This is a genomic window from Amnibacterium endophyticum (assembly GCF_042680685.1).
Classification (GTDB): Bacteria; Actinomycetota; Actinomycetes; order Actinomycetales; family Microbacteriaceae; genus Amnibacterium; species Amnibacterium endophyticum.
Genome location: NZ_JBHUEA010000009.1, coordinates 1 through 21,510 on the forward strand (window position 1 = coordinate 1; position 21,510 = coordinate 21,510).

A 21,510-nucleotide genomic window follows, 5' to 3' on the forward strand; every position below is an offset into this window, starting at 1 on the left:
GCTGATCGACAGCCTCGCCGACCTCGGGCTCGACACCGGCCGCGGGCGCAGCCCGCGCGGGGTGCAGGAGGTCGTCGCACGGCACCTCGGGGGAGCGGGCGAGCCGCTCGCGGCCCTCGACCGCGTGCGCGCCGCCTCGGAGCGGCAGGCGTACAGCCCCGATCCGGTGCCGATCCGGGCCGACGACGTGCGCCTCGTGGTGGACACCGCGGCCGAGCGGGTCGGCCGCTGGCGCCGCATCGTCGCGACGGTGGCCCCGCGCTCCCTCCTCGGTACACTCGAGCCGTCGCGACTGGCGTTCGGATGGTCACCATCGGGGAGCGACTGACGGGTCCGCACCGTTCGCCTGGGTGCGCGCCTCCAGTCCCGACCACGCCTCCTGGAGCGAACACATGACCGACACCGCCACCCGCCCCTCCGTCGTCGACGCGCCGATCGAGAAGGTGGACCCGGAGATCGCCGCCGTGCTGCACGACGAGCTGGAGCGGCAGCGCCACACGCTCGAGATGATCGCGAGCGAGAACTTCGTGCCGCGCTCCGTGCTCACCGCGGCCGGCAGCGTGCTGACCAACAAGTACGCGGAGGGCTACCCGGGCCGCCGCTACTACGGCGGCTGCGAGGTCGTCGACGTCGCCGAGAACCTCGCGATCGAGCGGGCGAAGTCGCTCTTCGGCGCCGGCTACGCGAACGTGCAGCCGCACTCCGGCGCGACGGCGAACGCGGCCGTGCTCGCCGCGCTGGCGCAGCCGGGCGACCGGATCCTCGGCCTCGAGCTCGCGCACGGCGGCCACCTGACGCACGGCATGAAGCTGAACTTCTCGGGCAAGCTCTACGGCGCGTACGCGTACGGCGTCGACCCCGAGACGTTCCTCATCGACATGGACCGGGTCCGCGACGCGGCCCGTGAGCACCGCCCGGCGGTCATCATCGCCGGCTGGTCCGCGTACCCGCGGCAGCTCGACTTCGCCGCCTTCCGCGAGATCGCCGACGAGGTCGGCGCGAAGCTGTGGGTGGACATGGCGCACTTCGCCGGGCTCGTCGCCGCGGGCCTGCACCCCTCGCCGATCCCGCACGCCGACGTCGTCTCCACCACCGTGCACAAGACGCTCGGCGGGCCCCGGTCCGGGCTGATCCTCGCCCGCGACGACGAGTACGCGAAGAAGCTGAACTCGGCGGTGTTCCCCGGACAGCAGGGCGGGCCGCTCATGCACGTCATCGCCGCCAAGGCGACCGCGTTCAAGATCGCGGCGACCGAGGGCTTCAAGGAGCGCCAGGCGCGCACCATCGAGGGCGCCCGCATCCTCGCCGAGCGGCTCACCACGGCGGACGCGCGCGAGGCCGGCGTCGACGTGCTCACCGGCGGCACCGACGTGCACCTGGTGCTCGCGGACCTGCGCGACTCGCCGATCGACGGCCGCGAGGCGGAGGACCTGCTGCACGAGGCGGGCATCACCGTGAACCGCAACGCGGTGCCGTTCGACCCGCGCCCGCCGATGCGCACCTCCGGCATCCGGATCGGCACGCCCGCACTCGCGACCCGCGGTTTCGGGGCGGCGGAGTTCCGCGAGGTGGCGGACATCCTCGCCGCCGCGCTGAAGCCCGGCGCCGACACCGCGGCGCTCCGCGGGCAGGTGCACGCGCTGGCCGACCGCTTCCCGCTCTACCCGGGCCTGTGACGACGCCCCCGGCCCGCGTCCGATCCGTGAACGTCGGAGCCGCGGAGCCGAGCACGGCGAAGCGGGTCGGGGTCACCGGGTTCCACAAGCGGGCCGTCGACGCCGCGGAGCTGCGGGCGCCCGGCCCGAAGGACGGCGGGCTCGGCAGCGGGCTCGTCGGCGACTTCGTGGGCGACGTGGAGAACCACGGGGGCGACCGCCAGGCGGTCTACGCGGTGGCCCGCGAGGAGCTGGACGGCTGGGAGCGGCGCCTCGGGCGCGCGGTGCCGGACGGCGGGTTCGGCGAGAACCTGACGACGGTCGGGATCGACGTCGACGCGGCGCGCGTCGGCGACCGCTGGCGCGTCGGCGACGAGGTGGTGCTCGAGGTGACCGGCCCTCGGCTGCCCTGCGCGACCTTCGCGGCGCGGATGGGGGAGCGCGGCTGGCTCCGCACCTTCACCGAGGTCGGCCGCACCGGCGCCTACCTGTCGATCGTGACGCCGGGGACGGTGCGGCCGGGCGACGCGATCGAGGTCGAGTCCCGGGCCGGCCACGACGTCGACCTGCCCGAGACCTTCCGGGCCTTCATGGGCGACGCCAGGGCGGCCGCGGTCGTGCTCGACGCCGGCTTCCTGCCCGAGGACGAGGCGGACTGGCTGCGGGAGCGCGTCCGCGCCCGCTCGTGATCTTCATCTTGTAGGCAGATCTCGGCGGGACGCCGAGATCCGCCTACGAGATGGAAGTGCTCGCGCGCCAGGCCGCGACGGTCTGGTCGAGCAGCGTCGCGATCGTCATCGGTCCGACCCCGCCGGGCACGGGCGTGATCAGCCGGGCCCGCTCGCTCGCGCCCTCGAAGTCGACGTCGCCCTTCCCGCCGTCGCTGTAGCCGGCGTCGATCACGACCGCGCCGGGCCGCACCCACTCGCCGGGGATCAGGCCCGCACGACCGGCTGCCGCGACGAGCAGCTCCGCGCGCTCCACGTGGCTGCGCAGGTCCCGGGTGAGCAGGTGGCAGGAGGTGACGGTCGCGCCCCGGGCGAGCAGCAGCGCCGAGAGCGGGCGGCCGAGGATCGGGCCCTGGCCGACGACCACCGCCTCCATGCCGCGCACGTCGACGTCGTAGCGGTCGAGCAGGCGGAGGATCCCGCCGGGCGTCGCGGACGAGAAGCCCGCCGCGCCCTCCGCCATCCGGGCGTACGAGCTGAGCGTCACGCCGTCGACGTCCTTGTCGACCGCGATCGCCTCGAACGCGGCCCGCTCGTCGACCTGCGCGGGCACCGGGTGCTGCAGCAGGATGCCGTCGACCTCCGGGTCGGCGGAGAGGCTGCGGATGACGGTGACGAGCCGCTCGGTGGTGGTGGAGGCGGGCAGGTCGATCCGCCGCGTCGCGAGCCCCGCGCGCTCCGCCCGCCGCACCTTCATCCGCACGTAGGTGTGCGACGCCGGGTCGCCGCCGACCAGCACCGTCGCGATGCACGGCGGCCGGGCGCCGGCCTCGACCGCGGCGTGCACCGTCGCGGCGATCCGCTCCAGCGTCTCCGCCGCGAGCGCGGCCCCGTCGATCAGTCCTGCGGCCACGAGCCCTCCACACGTCGTCGAGAGGCGCCGACGCGCAGGCGGTCCACGTCGGCGCCGGGAGCTCCCCGGTGGTGACCCACCCGCGCCGGTCGCGGGCCCACGGTACCGCGCCCGATCGCCGGGCGCCGCGGCGGCGGCGATCGGCGGACCGCCGCCCGGGGCTCAGGTGCGGCTCCTAGGGTCGCGGCATGGGTGTCCCCGCGACCGGTGAGCAGCACGTCCTGACCCTCGGCGGCGTCTCGGCGACCGTCACCGAGCTCGGCGCGAGCCTGCGCCGGCTCCGAGTCGGCGACCTGGAGCTGATCCAGCAGTACCCGCCGGACGCGCTGCCGTCGGGCGGGTCCGGGCTCGTGCTCGTGCCGTGGCCGAACCGCGTCCGGGACGGCCGGTGGACGCTGGACGGGAGGACGCAGCAGCTCGATCTCACCGACCCGTCGAAGGGCAACGCGATCCACGGCCTGCTCCGCAACACCGGGTACCGGGTGACGGACCGCTCGGACTCCGCGATCACGCTGTCGGCGCGGGTGTTCCCGCAGCACGGCTGGCCGTTCCACCTCGAGACCTCCGTGCGCTACGAGCTGACCGCGGACGGGATCGCGGTGACGCACGGCGTCCGCAACGACGGCGACGGCGTCGCGCCGGTCGGCGTCGGCTGCCACCCGTACCTCTGCCTCGGCGACGTCCCCATGCGCGACCTCGTCGTCACCGTCTCCGGTGACCGGATGCTCGAGACCGACGACCGCAGCCTGCCGGTGCGGGAGGTCGCCGTCGAGGGACGGCCGCAGGACCTGCGCGGCGGCGCCTCCCTCGCGGACCTGCGGCTCGACACCGCCTACACGGGGCTGACGATCGAGGACGGCCGGGTGCGGCACCGGTTGAGCGACCCGGCGGGGCGGACCGTCGAGCTGCACGCCGACCCGGCGTTCGCGTGGGCCCAGGTGTTCACGAACGACGTCTACGCGACCGAGGACGGCGTGATCGACGCGGTCGCGATCGAGCCGATGACCTGCCCGCCGGACGCGCTGAACTCGGGCGAGGGCCTGGTGCACCTGCAGCAGGACGAGCAGTGGGTCGTGGACTGGGGGATCCGCCTGCTCGCGTGAGCGCGGGGCGCGCTCAGCGGCCGCGCCGCCCGGCGGCCGCGCCGGTGCGGTCCCGCTCGCGCCGCGAGGCGCGGGTCACGGCCACGAGCACGGCGCGCCAGCCGAGCAGGAACGCGGCGAGCACGATCGCCGCCACGACCACGAACGAGACCTGCACGCCCTGGTCGCTCGCCACCCGCAGCACCATGCCGACGGCGACCGTCGCGGCCCAGACGGGCAGTCCCGTCCGCACGACGGCGAACGGGGCGCGCCACGCCCTGGCGGCGAGCCAGCCGACGGCGAGACCCGCGAGGAACGGCCAGTACGTGACGAGGAAGGCGCTCTGGTCCTCCCGGTGGCTCGCGCGCCCGATCAGCACGAACAGCGCGACCAGCAGGGCGTCCACCACGGCGGCCGTCACGGTGCGCACGCGGTCGTCCACCCGCCGATCCTCGCACCATCCCCGGTCCGCGCGGACCGGGTCGTGCGCGGCTCGCCGGGCGCGACACGGCGCGTGAACGGGACGTGTCCGCCCGATGACCGCGACGCATACACTCCGATCCGTGGCACCGATCGAGCAGCTGGACGAGGAGCGGTCGCGGATCCACGCGATCGACGCGCACCTGACGGCGACGACCGGCGCGGTGGTCGACGACGTGGTGCTGCGCGCGTGGGGCAACGAGCAGGTCGAGCTGACCTATCTGCTGCTGAGCGCCGCCATCACCGCCTCCGGCGGCGTCGTCGACGAGGCGGACCTGTGGCTCGTCTCGCGGTCGATCGCGTTCCCGCAGGCCGAGTCCCGCCCGCTCGCCGGCTGATGGGCCGCTTCGCGACCAGCGGCCCGCACGGCGCGCTGCCCGTCCGGCTCGCCGACCAGGGGGCGCTGCTGCGCGGCCGGCGCGTCCTCGTCACGGGGGCTGCGCGCGGCCTCGGCCGCGCCGTGGCGGAGGCCGTCGTCGCCGCCGGCGGCACCGTCTGGCTGGCGGACCGGCTGGAGGACGAGCCGCTCGCCGGGGTCGCCGCGCTCGGCGCGGCGGGCTGGACGGCGGCGGACCTGTCGGACGCGGACGCGGCCGAGGCGGTCGTCGCGGCTGCGGACGAGGGGCTCGAGGGCGTCGACGGCGTCGCGAACATCGCCGGCATCGTGCTCCACCACGACCCGCTCGCGATCCCGGCGGCGGACTGGGCCCGGCTCATGACGGTGAACGTCACCGCCTCCTACCTGGTCGCCGCCTCCGCGGCGCGGCGGATGCGGGCCGCGGGGCGCCCCGGCTCGATCGTGAACACGGCGTCCGAGGCGGGCAAGGTCGGCCACGTCGACTCGCTCGCCTACTCCGCGTCGAAGGCCGCGGTGATCTCGATGACCCGCATGCTGTCGCAGGCGCTCGCGGCGGACGACGTGAACGTGAACTGCGTGTGCCCCGGCGGGCTCGACACGGCGATGCTGCGCGAGGTCGCGGAGGTGTACGCGGCCCGGGTCGGCGGGCGTGCCGACGAGGTCCTGGACGAGCTCGTCGCGGGCCAGCTCGGCCGCAGGGCTGCCGTCGCCGAGGTCGCGCAGGTCTTCGTCTTCCTGCTCTCGGACGCGGCGCGCACGGTCCGCGGCCAGGCCGTGAACGCCGACGGGGGCGACACCCCCTACTGAGCACCAGGGACGACTTCCGAACGACGGAGTTCCGCCCGAACGGTGCGGTCAGGTCGGCGTGTCGTTCCGTCGAGCGGGCGGGCGTCCGTCGTTCGGCGGCCGCGGGTCAGGGGCGGCGGCGCCGGCGCAGCGGCGGCTGGGGCTCCGGCTCGACGCTGTAGTAGTCGTAGCGGACGGGGTCGCCCTCGTGCCCCTCGGTCAGCGCGTACTCGACGCCGTCGCGCTGCAGCCGGAGCGGCAGGCCCGCGGCGGGGATCACCATCATCTCCCGGGTGTCCGGCACGGGCGCGTCGACGAACTCCACGACGACCTCGTCGCCCGGTTCCGGCGCTTCCCGCTTGACGTGCCGTCCTGCCACGCAGGTGAGCGTAACCGGCGGCGGCGCGACTCGCCCGCCCCCGTTCCCGTCCTCATACCGACGTCGCAGGGACGGCGCGACGGCCGCCGATGTCGGGGTGGGTCGTCAGAAGAGCAGGCGCATCCCGGCGTCGAACAGGCCGGGCGGCACGACGCGGCGGAGGGTCACCAGCGCGCTCGCGTGCAGGCCGACCCGGCGCCGCACGGGCGGGTGCGCGTCCTCGAGCAGGTCGGCGACGACTCGGGCGACCCGCTCCGGCCGCATGCCGAAGCGCACGCCGAGGTCCCAGACCCGCGCGGTGCGGCGCCGCGCCCGCGCGTACTCCGGCAGCCGGAGCCGCGCCTCGGTCCTCGCCGCCCTGAGGTCGGTGCGCACGAAGCCGGGCTCGACGACGGACGCGGTCACGCCGTGGGGCCGGACCTCGAACCGCAGGGTCTCCGTGTACGCCTCGACCGCGTGCTTCGTCGCGGCGTAGAACCCCTCGTACGGCGCCGGCACGAGGCCGCCCATCGATCCGACGACCACGATCCGGCCGCCGCCGGCGCGCAGGTGCGGCAGCGCCTCGCGCACGACCCGGTGCATGCCGAACACGTTCGTCGCGAAGAGCGCCTCGGCCTCCGCGGTGCTCGTCTCCTCGATCGCGCCGGTCAGGTCGACCCCGGCGTTGCTCACGAGCGCGTCGAGCCGTCCCGTCCGCGCGATCAGCCCGGCGACCGCCTCCCGCACGCTCGCCTCGTCGGTGACGTCGAGCCGCAGCACGTCCGGGTCGGACCCGTCGGCGTGCCGGGAGCTGCCGAAGGCGCGCCAGCCGCGGGCGGCCAGCTCGGCGCGGGTCGCGGCGCCGATCCCGCTCGACGTGCCGGTGACGAGGACGACCCGCTGCGCTGCCATCCCGCGATGGTGACCGGTCAGCCCTGGAAGTCCTCGGGGTCGACGTCGTCGAGGAACCGGCGGAACTCCGCCACCTTCTCCTCCGCGGTCGCCGGGTCCGGCTCGTCGTCCGCCTCGTCCTCGTCGACCTCCTCCAGCACCCCGGCGTCGCTCAGGACCGACTCCGCGACGAACAGGGGCGCGCCGATGCGGGAGACGAGCGCGATCGCGTCCGAGGGCCGGCAGTCGAGGGTGACGGGGCCGTCGCGGGTCGTCAGCCGCAGCTCGGCGTAGAAGGTCCCGTCCTCGATGCGGGTGACGTCCGCGCGGTCGACGGAGGCGCCGACGGACTCGAGCAGCGTCCGCATCAGGTCGTGCGACAGCGGCCGGGGCGTGTCCTCCCCGTTGACGGCCACCGAGATGGACGCGGCCTCCTGCGTCCCGACCCAGATGGGCACCATCACGCGAGGGCCGTCGCCCACGTCGAGCGGGGTGAGCAGCACCACGGGCTGCATGCGGCTGTCGACGGCGAGGCCGATGACGCGGACGGGGACCACGGGCACCTCCAGCAGAGTCACGTCGGTCCGCCCCAGGCTAGGCAGGCCGCCCGTGCGGACGCCCGGCGAAGAGCGGGTGAACAGCCGATGGAGGCGCCGGGACGGCGGCGCCGCCGTCGATACCGTGCGGCGGGATGCCTGCGACGACCCTCTCCGTGATCGTGCCCTGCCGCGACGCGGCGCGGCACCTGCCCGTCGCGCTCGCCGCAGCGCAGCGCAACGACGACGAGGGCACCGAGTGGCTGCTCGTCGACGACGGCTCGACCGACGCGACGCCGCGGCTGCTCGCGGCCTTCCGTCCGATGCGGGGGCGCGTGCGGGTGCTGACGATGCCGGAGCCCTCGGGCGTGGTCGCGGCGCGCGCCGCCGCGCTGCGCGAGGCGGCGGGACGGTACGTGACGTTCGTGGACGCCGACGACTGGCTGGCGCCGGGGCACCTGCCGGCGATGGTCGCGGCGATCCGCCGCCTCGACGTCGACTTCGTGCGGTGCGACCACCTGCAGGTGACCGGGACGCGCCGGTCGCTGCGCCGGGTGCCCGAGGGGCGGCGCGACCGCCCCCTGCCGGCGCACGAGGGGATCGGGACGCGGCCCGGCACGCTCTCGGCGGTCGACGCGCCGAACCTCTGGGCCGGGGTCTACGACCGCCGCCTCGCGGACCGCGGGCTGCTCGACGTCGACCCCGCCATCCGCACCGCCGAGGACCGCATGACGATCTGGCGACTGCACCTGCACGCCGACCGCTTCGCCGTGGTCGACGCCCCCGGCTACCGCTACCGCCGCGAGGTCGCCGGGTCCCTCACCGCCATCGGGGACGAGCGCCAGCTGCACTTCTTCGACGCCTACGAGGCCGTCGGACGCGACCTCGACGCCGACCCCGCGCTCGAGCGGTTCCGGCCGAAGCTCGTGCGGTGCGTGGTCGACCTGGTCGCGCACCACGAGGTCAGCCGCGCCCGCCTGCACCCGCTCGTGCACCGCCGCTTCCGGGCGCGGGCGCGGGCCACGCTGCGCGGCCTGCCCGCACCGCTGGTGCGGCAGGCGGTGGCGACGCTCGTGCCGGAGCGGGTCGCGGCCTTGAGGGGGCTCGCCTGATGCGCGTGCAGCTGTTCGAGGCGTCGACCTCGTACCAGCTGATGGTGCTCGCGGCCGCGATCGACGCCGGCTGCTTCGAGCCCGTCGACGAGCGGCTGCTGCTCGTCAGCGTCAACACCCCCGTGCCGGAGGTCGCGAGCCGGCCCGACGAGGCGCCCGGGATCGACTCCCTGCTGGGCCGGTTCGACCGGGTGCTCTCGCTGAACGACCTGCTCGCCCCCGTGCACCCGGCCGCGTTCCGCCCGCGGCAGGGCGAGCAGCCGCTGTTCGAGCGACTGCTCCGCGCGGCGATGGGCCTTCCGGTCGACGCCGCGGTCGAGCTGGTCGTCGAGTCGGTGCAGGCACCGCCCTCCCGCAGCCTGCTGAACGTCTTCGGCGGGTCGGCGGCGACCGTCTACGCCGAGGGGCTGATGAGCTACGGCCCGACCCGCGACCCGCTGCCGCCCCAGGCGGGTTCCCGCGTGCGGCGGGTGCTGCACCTCGACCTCGTGCCCGGGCTCGAGCCGCTGCTGCTGACGGAGTACGGGGTGCCCGCCGAGGCGGTGCCCGCGGACGCGTTCCGCGCGGTGGTCGCCGAGGTCGCGGCCGCGGCGCGCCCGACGGTGCCCGACGAGCCGTACGCGCTCGTGCTCGGGCAGTACCTCGCCCAGCTGGGCCTGCTGAGCGACCGGGCGGAGGCGGCGCTCATGGCGGACCTCGTGCGCGCCGCCGCTGCCGCCGGGCACCGCCTCATCGCGGTGAAGCCGCATCCGAGCGCGCCGCCGGACGCCCTCGACGCGGCGCTGGAGGCGGCACCCGGCGCCCGGGTGGTGCTGCTGACCGACCCGGTGCCGGCGGAGGCGCTCTGCGCGGTGCGGCCGCCCGAGCTCGTGCTCGGCTGCTTCTCCACCGGGCTCGTCACGGCCGCCCGCTACTGGAGCGTGCCCGCGGCGTCCCTCGGTGCGGAGCGGGTGCTGGCCGCCCTGCCGCGCTTCGAGGACAGCAACCGCGTGCCGCTCGCGATCGTCGAGCGCTGGCTGCCCGGCGCGGACGGCCGGCCCGCGCACCTCACCGACCACGCGGCCCTGCAGCGCTTCGTTCGGACGGTCGGCTACGCGATGCAGTGGCGCGCGCACCCGGAGTGGCGCGAGGACGCGGCCGCGGCGCTCGCGGAGGACCCGGCGGCCTACGCGGCGGCGGTGCCGCGGGAGCGGCTGCGGCGCCTCGCCCTCCCGGGCGGCTGGCCCGTCGCGCTCTCCGGGCCCGCCTTCGCGCGGACCTCCCCGATGGCCGAGCGGGCGCTGGGCGCCGGAACGGCGCTCCGCCGCCGCCTCACCCGCTGACCGCGGGCCGCGGCGGTCCCTTCGAGAGCCTCAGGACGTCGCTCGAGGCCCGCGCCGCCCGCGTCCCGCACCGTCGGTCGAGGTGCGACGAAGGAGCCTCGAGACCACCCCCGCCCGTGGACGACGGCGGTCTCGAGGCGCCGGTCGGGTCGCCTCAGGCGCCGACGCGGCGGAGCTTCGACAGCGGGGCGAGCTCGCCGGGGAAGATCCGCTTCACGCCGTCGCCGCGGGCCTCGCCGACGATGCGGATGTCGCGCACCAGCGTCATCAGGCCGTGCGGCTCGAGCGACGCCGCGTGGTCGCTGCCCCACATGGCGCGGTCGAGCGTGATGTGCCGCTCCACCGCGACCGCGCCCATCGCCACGGCCGCGACCGAGATCTGCAGGCCGGGCTCGTGGCCCGAGTAGCCGACGGGGACGCCGTAGCGCTGCTTCAGCGTCTCGATCATCAGCAGGTTCGCCTCCTCCGCCGGCAGCGGGTAGGTGCTGGTGGCGTGCAGCATGAGCAGCCCGTCGGTGCCGAGGATCTCCACCGCCCGGTCGATCTGCTCGATCGTCGACATCCCGGTGGACAGGATGACCGGCTTGCCGGTCTCCGCGAGGCGCTGCAGCAGCTCCTCGTCGGTCACCGACGCCGACGCGACCTTGTGCGCGACGACGTCGAGGTCCTCGAGGAAGTCGACCGACGGCACGTCCCAGGGGGAGGCGTACCAGTCGAGGCCGCGGCTGTCGGCGTAGGCGCCGATCTCCGCGTACTGCTCCCGGTCGAACTCGACGCGGTAGCGGTACTCGAGGTAGGTCATCGTGCCCCACGGCGTCTCCCGCGGCACGTCCCGCATGTGCTGCGGGGTCGAGATCTCGGGCGTGCGCTTCTGGAACTTCACCGCCTGCACGCCGGCGACCGCGGCGACGTCGATCAGCCTCTTGGCGATCTCGACGTCGCCGTTGTGGTTCAGGCCGATCTCGCCGATCACGTAGACCGGGCTCCCCTCGCCGACCGTCCAGCGGCCGATCTGCAGCGAGTCGCTCATCTCTCCTCCTCCTGCGCGGCGAGCACCAGCTCCGCCGCCTCGCGGACGGCGCCGTGGCCGCCCCGTCTGGTGAGGACGACCCGTGCCGCCCCCAGGACGTCCGGGTGCGCGTCGGCGACCGCGACCGGCCAGCCGACGAGCGCCATGGCCGTCAGGTCGTTCACGTCGTTGCCGACGTACGCGCACTCCGCGGGGTCGACGCCCCGCTCCGCCAGCCACGCGCCGAGCGCGGCGGCCTTGTCCTCGACGCCCTGCAGCACCGGCACCTGCAGCTTCGCGCCCCGGGCCGCGACGACCGCGTTGCGCTCCTTGCTGAGGATCAGGACCGGCACGCCGGCGCGCCGCAGGCGCTCGACGCCCATCCCGTCGGAGCGGCTCACGCGCACCGACTCGCGCCCGTCGTCGCCGACGACGGCGGCGTCGTCCGTGTGCACCCCGTCGAAGTCGGTCACGAGCGCACCGGCGGGGATCGCCGCCGGCCGCGCGTCGAGCGCGGGGGCCAGCAGGCGGGCCAGCCGCAGCTCGTCGGGGGAGTCGATCTCGAGCGCGCGGTCCGCGTCGACCTCCTCGATCCCGACGCGGCCGAAGAACCGGAAGCCCGCCCGGCGGAACCCGGCGACGTCCATCACGTAGAAGGCGCCGGTCTCCTGGAAGTGGGGCTCGCGGTCCTGCCGACGGGGGCGGAAGGAGGCGTCGTGGTTGACGCCGGTGGCCCCGTCCCTGCCGCGACGCCAGAGGAAGGCGTAGGTCTCGAACGCCGAGAAGACGCTGTCGGCCTCGCCGGCGGCGACCCGTGCGACGGCCCGGCGCAGCGGCTCGGGCTCGATGAAGGGCGAGGTCGCCTGCAGGAAGACGAGCACGTCGGGGCGCACGCCCTCCGCCTCGATCGCGTCGAGCGCGTGGAGGAGGGCGGACTCGCTGCTGGCGGTGTCGCCCGCGAGGTCCTCCGGCCGCTGCACGACGCGGGCGCCGGCGGCGACGGCGGCCGCGGCGATCGCGTCGTCGTCCGTCGAGACCCGCACGTCCGCGACGCCGGCCGCGAGCGCCGGCTCGATCTCGCGGGCGACCAGCGGCACCCCGCCGACTCGGGCGACGTTCTTGCCGGGCACGCCCTTCGAGCCGCCGCGGGCGGGGATGACGGCGACGACGGAGGCGGTCACGAGGCCCGGCTCCCTCGTTCATCCGATGTTCCCGCGATGGACACCCGCGATCGGGGCCGCAGGGCGCGTCGCGGCCCGGAGAGCCGCCGTTCGAGGTCGCCGATGCGCTGCTCGTAGCCCGCGATCGCGGCGAGCCGGGCCCGCTCGCGGGCTCCCCGGTCGTCCTCGCGGGCGCCCGCCGCGGCCCGCTGCTCGCTCAGCGCCGCGACGTGCGCGGCGAGCAGCCGGTGGTCGCGCTCCAGCTCGGCGACGCGCGTCCGCAGCGCGCGCACCTCCGACACCAGCGCCTCCGGGCCGCGGGCGGCGAGCGTCGCATCCTCGAGCCGCACCGCCGCGCGGGGGCGGCGGGCGCGCAGCAGCTGCCAGTACGGGCCGATCAGCCGGCGGGCGCTCATGCCAGCGGCTCCAGCCAGCCGGCACGCCGCCACCGGTGCAGCAGCCGGCGCTCGCGGTGCAGCCGGTGCTCCGGGGTCAGGCGCACCGCGGGCCCCCAGTGGTGATCGAGGTGCGCGGAGCGCGACGGGCGGCCGACGAGGCTCGAGCCGGCGAGCAGGATCCGTGCATGCGGGAACAGTCGGTGCACCAGGTGAACGGCGAGTGTCCCGGTGGTGGGCCAGGCGATGTCCGCGGGGCCCATCCGCAGCGCGGCGCGTGTCCGGGAGGTGAACGCCCGGTTCGAGACCGGCACCAGCTCGAGGTCCGTCGGCCACCACGGCGGGAGGGCCTCCGGCTCGAAGAAGTCCCGCCCCGGCTCCGCGAGCAGGTAGAGGCGCCGGCCGTGGTCGGCGAAGGTGTCCGGGCCGGGCACGACGGCCCGGTGCAGCACGACGGCGTCGGTGCGGCGGCCGACCGCCGCCTCCGCGCGGTCGAGCGCGAAGGTCGTCATCCGCACCACCAGGCCCGCAGCGTCGATCCGCCGCGCCCGCAGGGCCGACGGCGGCAGCGGAGCGTTGCCCACGACGGCGATCTCGCGCGGGGCGCGGTCGCCGCAGCGGGCGGCGAGCAGGGCGCGCAGGATCGCGGCCTGGTCGGGGACGGCGGCGGGCACGGCGCGGATGGTAGCCACGGCGCGTGACCCGCCCGGGCTATCGTGCGCGTCGCCCGACCGCCTGGAGGACGCCGTGCACGCCGTGCTGATCACCGGATTCGACTCGAGCCTGAAGTGGGCCTCGCGGCTGGCGGAGGCGCTCGCCGCCCGCGGGATCGAGCCACGGCTCGTGGCCCCGACCTCGGTCGCGGCGCACCGCCTCGGCGACGCGCAGATCCGCGCGGTCACCGAGCGGCCGGTCCGCACCGCGGCCTGGCCGCAGCTCGTCGCGGAGGCCGCCGCGGCGGACGTCGCCGTCCCGGTGCTCGACGGCCCGAACGTGGAGCGGTTCTTCCGCGACGTGCACGCCACCGGCGGACGGCCGGTCCTCGGCGCCGGGTACGTCGGCATGGTGCTCTACGACACGGTGAGCGGCTACCTCGGCCGGTCGCTCGCGGACGTGCTCGCCGTGAACTCCCGCACCGACCACGCCGCCTTCCGGCTGGCCGCGACCGAGCTGGGCCTGCCCGACGGCAACCTGCTGCTGACCGGGCTGGCGCTCCTGCCCGCGGCCCCCGCCGCGCCGCGCCGCGGGCCGATCCGCACCGTGCTGCTCGCCGACCAGCCGACCGTGCCGCGGCAGGAGGCGGACCGGGTGCTGCTGTGGGACCGCCTGCTGCGGTACGCCGAGCGCCATCCGGACCGGCAGGTGCTGCTGAAGCCGCGGCACCGGCCCGGGGAGGACACCTTCCACCGGATGCGCGTCGCGCCCGAGACCTGGGCCGCGTCCCGCGACCTGCCGCCGAACCTCCGCATCGACCACACCCCGATCGACCGGCAGGCGGGCGCGGTCGACCTGCTGCTCACCGTCTCGTCCACCGCGGCGCTCGAAGCCGTCGCCGCGGGCACCCGGGTCGCCTTCGTCGCCGACCGCGTGGACGACGGCTCGCTGAACCCGCCGCTGCTGCCGTCGGGCCTGCTGCGCCGCTTCGAGCAGATCGAGCGCGACGAGCTGGGGGAGCCGCACCCCGAGTGGCTGGCCGACGTCTTCCCGGCCGCGGACGGGCTCGCGCCGGCGGAGCGGTTCGCCGAGCGCCTCGCCGCGGTGGCGGCCGGCGACGCGCCGCGGCTGCACGACGCGCTGTGGGACTCCGGCGTGCACCGCGCCCGGCGGGAGACCGAGGCTGCCCGGGCGTCGTTCGGCTCCGCGCGGCGCCGCCTCACGCCCCGGCGGATCGCCGCGGGCGGCCTGCGGCGCGCGCTCGCCGTGCTGGTGCGCTGACGGCGTTCACCTCCCGGTCACCTCTCGACCCCCGGCCGGACGCCTGCGGCGCCTACCGTCGGCGGACCCATGGAGCCCCTCCCCGTCCAGGACCCCGCCGCGCTGCGCGCCGGGTGGTCCCGCGTGCACGACGTCGTCGGCCCGCCCGCGGCCACCGCCGCGCCGCTCGGGCTCTACGCCCACGGCGCGCTGCGCGGGCCGCAGGTCGACACCCGCGTCGGGCCCCGGGACGCGCTCGTCGTCCCCGCCGGCGCGCTCGCCGATCTCGGGGCGTACGCGAACGCGTTCCCCGCGCACCTGTGGCGGACGCGCACCGGCGCCACGGCCGTCCGCCTGCGCGTCGTGGTCGACGCGCCCGCGCTGCTCGCCGTCCACCGGTCCGACCGGGCCGGCGCGGGCGAGGTCGCCCACCAGCGCCTGCTCGAACCCGGGATCGAGGAGCGCCTGACCGTGGCGCTGCCGCCCGGGACGGGCCTCGTCTGGTTCACGCTGCAGGCGGGGGCGGACGACGTGCGCCTCCTCGACGCCGGGTGGGACGTCGACGTCGCCGCGCGTCCCGGCTCCGTCGTGCTCGGCTCGCCGACCGTCCGCCGCACGACGGACGTGGCGCGCAACCTGCTGCGCGTCGCCGCCGCCCCGGCGCTCGCCGAGCAGGTCGCCCGCTACGTCGTCGTCGACCACGCCCCGGAGCCCGTCGGGGCGACCCTCCGCGCCGAGGTCGGTGCAGCCGCGACGGCGCTGCTCGACGTCGTCCGGCTGCCGAACCTCGGCGGCGCCGGCGGCTACTCCCGCGTCATGCACGAGGCGCTCGGCGAGCCCGACGCGGCCTTCGTGCTGCTGCTCGACGACGACGTGCTGGTCGAGCCCGCGGCCCTGCTCCGGGCGATCGAGTTCGGGCGCCGCGCGGTGGGCCGCGAGATCGTCGGGCTGCAGATGCTCGACGCCGGCCGCCCCGGCGTGCTCGACGCGGCGGCGGAGCGCATCGTGCCGCGCACCTTCTGGTGGGGGCCGGCCGACGGCGCTCCCGCCGGTGTGGACGTCGCCGCGCACCCGGTCGCCGAGCAGCCCCGGCTGCACCGCCAGCCCGAGGCGGACTTCGCCGGCTGGTGGGGTGCGCTGCTGCCGCTCGAGGCGGTGCGGACGGTCGGCTACGCGCTGCCGCTGTTCCTGAAGTGGGACGACGCGGAGTACGCGCTGCGCGCCCGCCGCGCCGGGTTCGAGACCGTCAGCCTGCAGGGCGCGGCCGTCTGGCACGAGTCGTGGCGCATCAAGGACGACGCCCGCGGCTGGCCCGCGTTCTTCCACGCCCGCAACCGGCTCGTCGCGGCGCTGCTGCACGGCGGCCCGCGGCTGCGCACCGGCGTGCTGCTGTCGGGCTTCGCGATCGAGGTGAAGCAGCTGCTCGCGCTGCAGGCGTTCGCGGTCGAGCGGCGGCAGGAGGGGCTCGCGGCGGTGCTGGCGGGCCCGGGACGCCTCGGACGGGAGCCCGCCAGCGAGGTCCACCGGCTGCTCACCCTGTCGGCGACGGCGGCCGACCAGCAGCGGGTGCCGGTCGACGAGGTCGACCCGGCGGTGTCGCCGGCCGCCGACCGGCCGCTCGCCCCGGTCGAAGCCCCGCGCGGCAGCCGCCTGATCGCCTGGACGCTGCTGCACCTCGTGCGCCACCTCGTCGCCCCGGTCCGCGGGGACGCGGCGGAGCGCCTGCCGGTCGGCCGAGGCACCTGGTGGGTGCTGCCGTCGTTCGACGACGTCTTCGCCCCGACGGCCGACGGCGCCGCCTACTTCCGGCTCCGCCGCGACCGCCGCCGCTTCCGGCGCCTGCTGCTCGCGAGCGTGCGGCTGCACTGGCGCCTCTGGTGGCGCTGGCCGGCGCTGGCGCGCGCCTACCGCGCGGAGGCGGCGGCGCTCGCGTCCCCGGAGGCGTGGGTGCGCCACTTCGCGTCCTGACGCCCGGCTCGCGTCGCCCTGCAGCCGAAAGCGCCGCCCTCCATCAGGAGGCCCGTCGATCGCGTCTCCTGCTGCGAGGCGGCAGTCCTGACCTGCCGGCGGGCGATCGCGGGGGCGCCGGACGCGAGGCCCCGGGACGCGAGAACGGGGGCGGTGCCTCGGCACCGCCCCCGTCCTCTCCGTCAGCGGGTCAGCGACCCGACGGCAGTCCCAGCGCCCGCCGGAAGGTGGTGTTCAGGTCGGTCTGGTTCGTGATGCCGAGCACGTTCGCCGCCTGCGGCCCCTTGGCCGCGATGCGGACCTCGGTGCCGGTGTGCTGCTGCGAGCCGGCGATGTCCGCCGTCGCGTAGCTGATCGTCATCGGCGCACCGTCGTGCGTGGTGAGCGTCGCCGTGTAGCCGAGGGTCGGCCCCTCGACGATCTGGCTCGTGTGCCCGTGGTCGGCCGTGACGACGACCAGGGTGTCCTTGTGCCGCTTCTGGTAGTCGAGCGCCAGCTTCACGGCGCGGTCGAACTCGACGGTCTCGCCGATCTGGCCGCAGGGGTTCGCGGCGTGGTCCTGCTTGTCGATGGACGCGCCCTCGATCTGCAGGAAGAAGCCCTTCTTCGAGTGCTTCGACCGCGCGTCGAGGATCTGCAGCGCCTTGGCCGACATGTCGGAGAGGTGCGGCTGCGTGGCCGGTCGGGCCGTGTTGACGGAGCAGGTGCTCGCCGGGGTACCGGTCCGCGTCGGCTTCGGGCCGACCCACTCGAGGTCCATGTTGCCCGAGGCGAAGGTGCCGAGCACCGGGTCCTTCGACTTCGCGCTGACGGCCTGCAGGTCGGCCGCCGTGCTGAGCAGCTGGTAGCCGGACCGCTTCGCGGACTCGCGGACCGTGCTGCCGGCGAACCTGCCCGCCGTGATCTTCTCGTCGAAGTACTTGGCGCCGCCGCCCAGCAGCACGTCCGCCCGGGTCGCCACCTCCTGCTCGGAGATGGAGCCGGCGCCGCCGTTCTCCTTCGCGTTCACCGCGCACGACGCGGTGGTGGCGACGGGGCCCTTGCAGTCCCGGCTGACGACGTGCGACTCGAGCACCGCCGGCGTCGCGTCCTGCACCTCGGCGGTCGTCACGTTGCCCGTGCGGTAGCCGGCCTTCTTCGCCTGCTCGAGGATCGTGCGCAGCGGCTTGCCCTGCAGGTCGACGGAGATCGCGCCGTTGTAGGTCTTGGTGCCGGTCGCCCAGCCGGTGCCGGACGCGGCCGAGTCGGTGACGTAGTCGGGCTTGCCGGTGTCCTTGTCCAGCGCGTACGTCGTGTACTCGCCGGTCAGGGGCAGCGTGTCCATCGCCAGCCGGCCGTCCGCGCCGACCTGGTAGTTGCGGGCGATGGTGATCTCGCTGTCGCCCATGCCGTCGCCGAGCAGCAGGATCACGTTGCGGGCCTTGCCGCCCACGATCTCGTGCCGCGCGGCGGCGGTGCCGTCTATGTGCCGGCTCGAGGCGATGGCGGGAGCGCCGGCCAGCAGCACGGCTGCGGTGCCGGCGGCCGCGACGGCGACGATGCGGCGGCGGGTTCGGGGGGATCTCATGGCGTCTCCTGATCGTGTTCAGGGCTGCGCGTCAGCGAGCCATGGCAACCGTCACTGCTGGATCGAACGACTCGCCGGACCGCAGGTGTCCTGCGGGTGAACCATCACTCGAGACCCGAGAGGTCCGGCCCAAGGGCGGCGGGCAGGTCGGCGACACCGTCGAGCAGGTGCGTGTGGCGGACGGCGCCCAGCTCCGCCGCGGTGTGCGCGCCGGTGAGCACGCCGACCACCCGGCCGGCGCCCGCCCTCGTCCCGGCGAGCAGGTCGTTCGCGGTGTCGCCCGCGACGAGCACCTCGCGCACGTCCTGCACGTCGGCCAGCTCCATGGCGCGGAAGACGAGGTAGGGGGAGGGGCGTGAGCGACGCACGTCGTCGACGGTGACGAGGCCGTCGAGGTCCTCGCCGAGGCGCCAGCCGACGACCTCGAGCAGGTCCTGCGCCACCTCCCGCGTGTAGCCGGTCTGCAGCACCACCGCGGCACCCGCGGAGCGCATCGCGTCGACGGCCTCGCGGACCCCCGGCAGCAGGGACGGCGGGTCGGCGGCGTAGGCGGCGTCGAGATCGGCCGAGAACGCGTCGAAGATCCGGTCCGTCCGGCCGGTGTCCTCGCCGAGCGCCGTCAGGATCCCCTCGATGCCCTCGCGCTTGCCCGTCCCGCTCCAGCGCGACAGCACGGCGTCGGGCACGGAGCGCCCGGTGTCCCGCTCCACGGCGTCGCGCATCACCGCGTAGACCACCCCGCCCTCGTCGACGGTCGTGCCGGCGATGTCCAGCGCGGCGAGACGGACGGGGGGCAGGGCGGCGGGGCGCGGCACGGCTCCGCAGTCTGACGCCGGAGGCCCCCGTCCGCGGATGCCGTCATCGGCTGTTCACGCGCAGTTCCTCCGGGGCCGCCCAGGTGACGCGGAGGAGAACAGTGGCGGAGCACTCGCCGACACCCCCGTCCCAGGGGGTCCCGGCCCTGCAGGATCCCGATCCGTGACCGAGAAGGACCTGGGCGCCGACCTCGTCGTGGTCGGTGCGGGGATCGTGGGGCTGGCGCACGCCTGGCACGCGGTCCGCGCCGGGATGACGGTGGTCGTCGTGGAGCGCGACGGCTACGCCGTCGGCGCGAGCGTCCGCAACTTCGGGCACGTGTGCACCACCGCGCAGGGCGGCGACGTGCTCCCGATCGCGCTCGCGGCGCGTGAGCACTGGCTGCACCTCGGGCGCGACGCCGGGCTGGAGGTGCGCCGGGCGGGCACGGTGCTCGTCGCACGGTCCGCCGCCGAGCAGGCGGTGCTGAACGAGTTCGCCGAGGAGCGCGGCGACGCGGTCCGCTCGCTGACGCCGGGCGAGGCCGCCCGGCTGCTCGGCCTCGCGCCGTCCGGGGTCGTCGGCGCCCTGCACCTGGTGCAGGACCTGCGGGTGGACGCGCCGACCGCGCTGCCGGCGATCGCCGCCCACCTGGAGCGGCTCGGCGTCCGGTTCCGCTGGCGCACCGCGGTGCGGGACGCCGGCGACGGCGTCGTGACGACGACCCGCGGCCGCATCCGCGCGGGCCGGACCGTGCTCGCGGTCGGGCACGACGTCGACCGGTTCTTCCCCGACACCGCGGACGAGCACGGCCTGACGCGGTGCCGGCTGCGGATGCTCGAGGTCGACGCGCCCGGCGGCGCCGCCGTCGGCCCCGCCCTGCTGACGGGCACCTCGATGCTGCGGTACGACGGCCTGACCTCTCAGCCGTCCGCGCGGCGGGTGCGCGAGGAGGTGCTCGAGCAGCACCCCGCGCTGCTCGAGCACGTCGTGAACCTGATGCTGACGCAGCGCCCCGACGGACGCCTCGTCATCGGCGACACCCACCACTACGGGGTCACCGAGGACCCGTTCGAGGACGAGCGATCGGACGAGCTGGTGCTCGCCGAGGCCGCCCGGCTCCTCGGCGCCGACCTCGTCGTCCGCCGCCGCTGGCGCGGCGTCTACGCCTCCGCGCCGACCCCCTTCCTCGTCGCGCAGCCGCGCGACGGGGTGCAGGTCGTCTCCGTCACGAGCGGGATCGGGATGACGACCGCCCTGGGACTCGCCGAGCGGGTCCTCACCTCGACCCTCGTCGCGGCATGACTTGCCGCACGAGCACCCGCGGGGTCGGCGACCGCCGAGTCCGTCCCCCCACCGGAGGAACCATGCACCGCACCCTGTCCACCCGTCGCGTCACGAGGGCCGCGGCGGCCGCCGTGCTCGTGACGCTCGCCGCCGCCGGGCTGTCCGGCTGCTCCGGCGCCGCCGGCGCGACGACCGCGTCGAGCGGCGTCTCGAAGGCGGACGCCGCGAAGGCCACCAGCGCCGCCGACTTCGGCGGCATGGACGGCCTCGTGAAGGCCGCCGAGGCCGAGGGCAAGCTGAACGTGATCACCCTGCCGCCCAGCTGGGCGAACTACGGGAAGATCATCGCGGGCTTCGAGAAGAAGTACCCGGGGATCACGATCACCTCGCAGAACCCGAACGGGTCCTCCGCCGACGAGGTCGCGGCGATCAAGTCGCAGGGCACCGGCTCGAACGCGCCCGACGTCGTCGACATCGGCACCGCGGTCCTCGACGAGAACAAGGCGCTCTTCACGCCCTACAAGGTCGCCGGCTGGGACAGGATCCCGACCGACTACAAGGACGCCGACGGCCTCTGGTACTACGACTACACGGGCCTCATGTCGATCGGCTACGACTCGTCGAAGGTGAAGGCGCCCACCTCGCTGGACGACCTGCTCGGCAGCGAGTACAAGGGCAAGGTCGCCATCAAGGGCGACCCGACGCAGGCCAACGAGGCCGCGAGCGCGGTCTACCTCGCGGCGGCGCAGTCGGGCGGCTCCGCGGACGACGTGCAGCCGGGCATCGACTTCTTCGGGAAGCTGAAGAAGGCCCGCAACATGATCTCCGTCCTGCCGACGCAGGCGACGGTCAACTCCGGCCAGACGCCCGTCGTCATCCAGTGGTCGTTCAACAACGTCGCCTGGGGGGCCGCCGGCGGCTCCGCGGGCAACCCGAGCTGGAAGACCGTGATCCTGCCGGGCACCGCGATCGGCAGCTACTACAACCAGTCGATCAACAAGAACGCCCCGCACCCGGCCGCCGCGCGGCTGTGGCAGGAGTGGATCTACTCGCCCGAGGTGCAGAACCTGTACCTGGCGGCGGGCGCCTACCCGGCGACCCTCGCGGCGATGCAGAAGGACGGCAGCGTCGACGAGTCGGTGCTGAAGTCGGTCGGCGAGCCGCCGTCGACGCTCGTGCAGCTGACGGCGGACCAGGCGACGAAGGCCGCCGGCGTGCTGAAGTCCGGCTGGTCGAAGGCCGTCAACTGAGGCC

At 75.7% G+C, this 21,510-nt stretch carries 22 protein-coding genes and 1 riboswitch; of the genes, 11 read left to right on the forward strand and 11 right to left on the reverse strand.

The window, feature by feature from the left end; all coding sequences use genetic code 11:
* The first annotated feature begins 278 nt into the window (after window positions 1–278).
* Window positions 279–359: riboswitch (ZMP/ZTP riboswitch) on the forward strand.
* 33 nt (window positions 360–392) lie between these two features.
* Together glyA and ACFSBI_RS07255 are read left to right on the forward strand one after the other, a co-directional pair.
* Window positions 393–1,676 (forward strand): serine hydroxymethyltransferase, encoded by a 1,284-nt coding sequence (gene glyA / locus ACFSBI_RS07250; RefSeq protein ID WP_377933496.1) that lies wholly within the window; start codon window positions 393–395, stop codon window positions 1,674–1,676.
* Between the two features lie 26 nt (window positions 1,677–1,702).
* Window positions 1,703–2,344 carry an MOSC domain-containing protein gene (locus tag ACFSBI_RS07255; protein WP_377933498.1) on the forward strand — a complete coding sequence of 214 codons (642 nt, stop codon included), beginning with the start codon at window positions 1,703–1,705 and terminating at the stop codon, window positions 2,342–2,344.
* Between the two features lie 43 nt (window positions 2,345–2,387).
* Here the strand turns inward: ACFSBI_RS07255 and ACFSBI_RS07260 are convergent, their stop codons facing one another.
* Window positions 2,388–3,236 carry a bifunctional 5,10-methylenetetrahydrofolate dehydrogenase/5,10-methenyltetrahydrofolate cyclohydrolase gene (locus ACFSBI_RS07260; protein WP_377933500.1) on the reverse strand — a complete coding sequence of 283 codons (849 nt, stop codon included), beginning with the start codon at window positions 3,234–3,236 and terminating at the stop codon, window positions 2,388–2,390.
* Window positions 3,237–3,424: 188 nt separating this feature from the next.
* Here ACFSBI_RS07260 and ACFSBI_RS07265 point away from each other — a divergent pair, with 188 nt between their 5' ends.
* Window positions 3,425–4,339: an aldose 1-epimerase family protein gene (locus tag ACFSBI_RS07265; RefSeq protein WP_377933502.1), complete on the forward strand. Its 915-nt coding sequence runs from the start codon at window positions 3,425–3,427 to the stop codon at window positions 4,337–4,339.
* A 13-nt stretch (window positions 4,340–4,352) separates the two neighbouring features.
* Here the strand turns inward: ACFSBI_RS07265 and ACFSBI_RS07270 are convergent, their stop codons facing one another.
* Window positions 4,353–4,760, reverse strand: a complete 408-nt coding sequence (locus tag ACFSBI_RS07270; protein WP_377933504.1) for a DUF3054 domain-containing protein — start codon at window positions 4,758–4,760, stop codon at window positions 4,353–4,355.
* Between the two features lie 121 nt (window positions 4,761–4,881).
* Here ACFSBI_RS07270 and ACFSBI_RS07275 point away from each other — a divergent pair, with 121 nt between their 5' ends.
* Both ACFSBI_RS07275 and ACFSBI_RS07280 read left to right on the forward strand, forming a co-directional pair.
* Window positions 4,882–5,136 carry a hypothetical protein gene (locus tag ACFSBI_RS07275; protein WP_377933506.1) on the forward strand — a complete coding sequence of 85 codons (255 nt, stop codon included), beginning with the start codon at window positions 4,882–4,884 and terminating at the stop codon, window positions 5,134–5,136.
* Window positions 5,136–5,963: an SDR family NAD(P)-dependent oxidoreductase gene (locus tag ACFSBI_RS07280; RefSeq protein WP_377933508.1), complete on the forward strand. Its 828-nt coding sequence runs from the start codon at window positions 5,136–5,138 to the stop codon at window positions 5,961–5,963. Before ACFSBI_RS07275 ends, ACFSBI_RS07280 begins: the two co-directional genes overlap by 1 nt.
* A gap of 106 nt (window positions 5,964–6,069) precedes the next feature.
* Here the strand turns inward: ACFSBI_RS07280 and ACFSBI_RS07285 are convergent, their stop codons facing one another.
* The 3 genes from ACFSBI_RS07285 to ACFSBI_RS07295 form a co-directional block, all read right to left on the reverse strand.
* Window positions 6,070–6,321: a hypothetical protein gene (locus ACFSBI_RS07285; protein WP_377933510.1), complete on the reverse strand. Its 252-nt coding sequence runs from the start codon at window positions 6,319–6,321 to the stop codon at window positions 6,070–6,072.
* Window positions 6,322–6,426: 105 nt separating this feature from the next.
* The gene (locus tag ACFSBI_RS07290; RefSeq protein ID WP_377933512.1) at window positions 6,427–7,212 is read right to left on the reverse strand and encodes an SDR family NAD(P)-dependent oxidoreductase; all 786 of its coding nucleotides are present in this window, start codon (window positions 7,210–7,212) and stop codon (window positions 6,427–6,429) included.
* Window positions 7,213–7,229: 17 nt separating this feature from the next.
* Window positions 7,230–7,769, reverse strand: a complete 540-nt coding sequence (locus ACFSBI_RS07295) for a bifunctional nuclease family protein (protein WP_377933514.1) — start codon at window positions 7,767–7,769, stop codon at window positions 7,230–7,232.
* Between the two features lie 113 nt (window positions 7,770–7,882).
* Between ACFSBI_RS07295 and ACFSBI_RS07300 the strand changes: the two genes are divergently transcribed.
* Complete coding sequence (locus ACFSBI_RS07300; protein WP_377933516.1) at window positions 7,883–8,839, forward strand: glycosyltransferase family 2 protein; 957 nt, start codon at window positions 7,883–7,885, stop codon at window positions 8,837–8,839.
* Complete coding sequence (locus ACFSBI_RS07305) at window positions 8,839–10,161, forward strand: polysialyltransferase family glycosyltransferase (protein WP_377933518.1); 1,323 nt, start codon at window positions 8,839–8,841, stop codon at window positions 10,159–10,161. Before ACFSBI_RS07300 ends, ACFSBI_RS07305 begins: the two co-directional genes overlap by 1 nt.
* 154 nt (window positions 10,162–10,315) lie before the next feature.
* Here the strand turns inward: ACFSBI_RS07305 and ACFSBI_RS07310 are convergent, their stop codons facing one another.
* The 4 genes from ACFSBI_RS07310 to ACFSBI_RS07325 are packed head-to-tail and all read right to left on the reverse strand — an operon-like array spanning window position 10,316 to window position 13,399.
* Window positions 10,316–11,191: an N-acetylneuraminate synthase family protein gene (locus tag ACFSBI_RS07310; protein WP_377933519.1), complete on the reverse strand. Its 876-nt coding sequence runs from the start codon at window positions 11,189–11,191 to the stop codon at window positions 10,316–10,318.
* Entirely contained in the window at window positions 11,188–12,351 is a 1,164-nt protein-coding gene (locus tag ACFSBI_RS07315; protein ID WP_377933521.1) for a cytidylyltransferase domain-containing protein, read from the reverse strand. The genes ACFSBI_RS07310 and ACFSBI_RS07315 overlap by 4 nt, the downstream gene beginning before the upstream one ends.
* On the reverse strand, window positions 12,348–12,746 hold the full coding sequence (locus tag ACFSBI_RS07320; protein WP_377933523.1) for a hypothetical protein: 399 nt from the start codon (window positions 12,744–12,746) through the stop codon (window positions 12,348–12,350). The genes ACFSBI_RS07315 and ACFSBI_RS07320 overlap by 4 nt, the downstream gene beginning before the upstream one ends.
* Window positions 12,743–13,399, reverse strand: a complete 657-nt coding sequence (locus tag ACFSBI_RS07325) for a hypothetical protein (RefSeq protein ID WP_377933525.1) — start codon at window positions 13,397–13,399, stop codon at window positions 12,743–12,745. Before ACFSBI_RS07325 ends, ACFSBI_RS07320 begins: the two co-directional genes overlap by 4 nt.
* 73 nt (window positions 13,400–13,472) lie before the next feature.
* On the opposite strand from ACFSBI_RS07325, the gene ACFSBI_RS07330 reads away from it, so the two are divergent.
* Both ACFSBI_RS07330 and ACFSBI_RS07335 read left to right on the forward strand, forming a co-directional pair.
* A complete protein-coding gene (locus ACFSBI_RS07330; protein WP_377933527.1) occupies window positions 13,473–14,660 on the forward strand; it encodes a DUF6716 putative glycosyltransferase in 1,188 nt (395 codons plus the stop codon).
* 69 nt (window positions 14,661–14,729) lie between these two features.
* Entirely contained in the window at window positions 14,730–16,607 is a 1,878-nt protein-coding gene (locus ACFSBI_RS07335; protein ID WP_377933529.1) for a glycosyltransferase, read from the forward strand.
* A 190-nt stretch (window positions 16,608–16,797) separates the two neighbouring features.
* Here ACFSBI_RS07335 and phoA read toward each other — a convergent pair whose 3' ends face one another.
* Together phoA and ACFSBI_RS07345 are read right to left on the reverse strand one after the other, a co-directional pair.
* A complete protein-coding gene (gene phoA / locus ACFSBI_RS07340; RefSeq protein ID WP_377933531.1) occupies window positions 16,798–18,174 on the reverse strand; it encodes an alkaline phosphatase in 1,377 nt (458 codons plus the stop codon).
* Between the two features lie 104 nt (window positions 18,175–18,278).
* Window positions 18,279–18,989, reverse strand: coding sequence for a phosphonatase-like hydrolase (locus ACFSBI_RS07345; RefSeq protein WP_377933532.1), 711 nt, complete (start codon window positions 18,987–18,989; stop codon window positions 18,279–18,281).
* 163 nt (window positions 18,990–19,152) lie between these two features.
* On the opposite strand from ACFSBI_RS07345, the gene ACFSBI_RS07350 reads away from it, so the two are divergent.
* A complete protein-coding gene (locus ACFSBI_RS07350) occupies window positions 19,153–20,274 on the forward strand; it encodes a TIGR03364 family FAD-dependent oxidoreductase (protein ID WP_377933534.1) in 1,122 nt (373 codons plus the stop codon).
* 62 nt (window positions 20,275–20,336) lie between these two features.
* Window positions 20,337–21,506 carry an extracellular solute-binding protein gene (locus tag ACFSBI_RS07355; protein ID WP_377933536.1) on the forward strand — a complete coding sequence of 390 codons (1,170 nt, stop codon included), beginning with the start codon at window positions 20,337–20,339 and terminating at the stop codon, window positions 21,504–21,506.
* The last annotated feature ends 4 nt before the right edge of the window (window positions 21,507–21,510 follow it).

Bases quoted from the DNA above. Each gene is read 5' to 3' on its own strand.
- ACFSBI_RS07290 (WP_377933512.1), bottom strand. From the start codon at position 7,212: ATGGCAGCGCAGCGGGTCGTCCTCGTCACCGGCACGTCGAGCGGGATC.
- ACFSBI_RS07310 (WP_377933519.1), bottom strand. From the start codon at position 11,191: ATGAGCGACTCGCTGCAGATCGGCCGCTGGACGGTCGGCGAGGGGAGC.
- phoA (WP_377933531.1), bottom strand. From the start codon at position 18,174: ATGAGATCCCCCCGAACCCGCCGCCGCATCGTCGCCGTCGCGGCCGCC.
- glyA (WP_377933496.1), top strand. From the start codon at position 393: ATGACCGACACCGCCACCCGCCCCTCCGTCGTCGACGCGCCGATCGAG.
- ACFSBI_RS07335 (WP_377933529.1), top strand. From the start codon at position 14,730: ATGGAGCCCCTCCCCGTCCAGGACCCCGCCGCGCTGCGCGCCGGGTGG.
- ACFSBI_RS07320 (WP_377933523.1), bottom strand. From the start codon at position 12,746: ATGAGCGCCCGCCGGCTGATCGGCCCGTACTGGCAGCTGCTGCGCGCC.
- ACFSBI_RS07355 (WP_377933536.1), top strand. From the start codon at position 20,337: ATGCACCGCACCCTGTCCACCCGTCGCGTCACGAGGGCCGCGGCGGCC.
- ACFSBI_RS07280 (WP_377933508.1), top strand. From the start codon at position 5,136: ATGGGCCGCTTCGCGACCAGCGGCCCGCACGGCGCGCTGCCCGTCCGG.
- ACFSBI_RS07305 (WP_377933518.1), top strand. From the start codon at position 8,839: ATGCGCGTGCAGCTGTTCGAGGCGTCGACCTCGTACCAGCTGATGGTG.
- ACFSBI_RS07265 (WP_377933502.1), top strand. From the start codon at position 3,425: ATGGGTGTCCCCGCGACCGGTGAGCAGCACGTCCTGACCCTCGGCGGC.
- ACFSBI_RS07300 (WP_377933516.1), top strand. From the start codon at position 7,883: ATGCCTGCGACGACCCTCTCCGTGATCGTGCCCTGCCGCGACGCGGCG.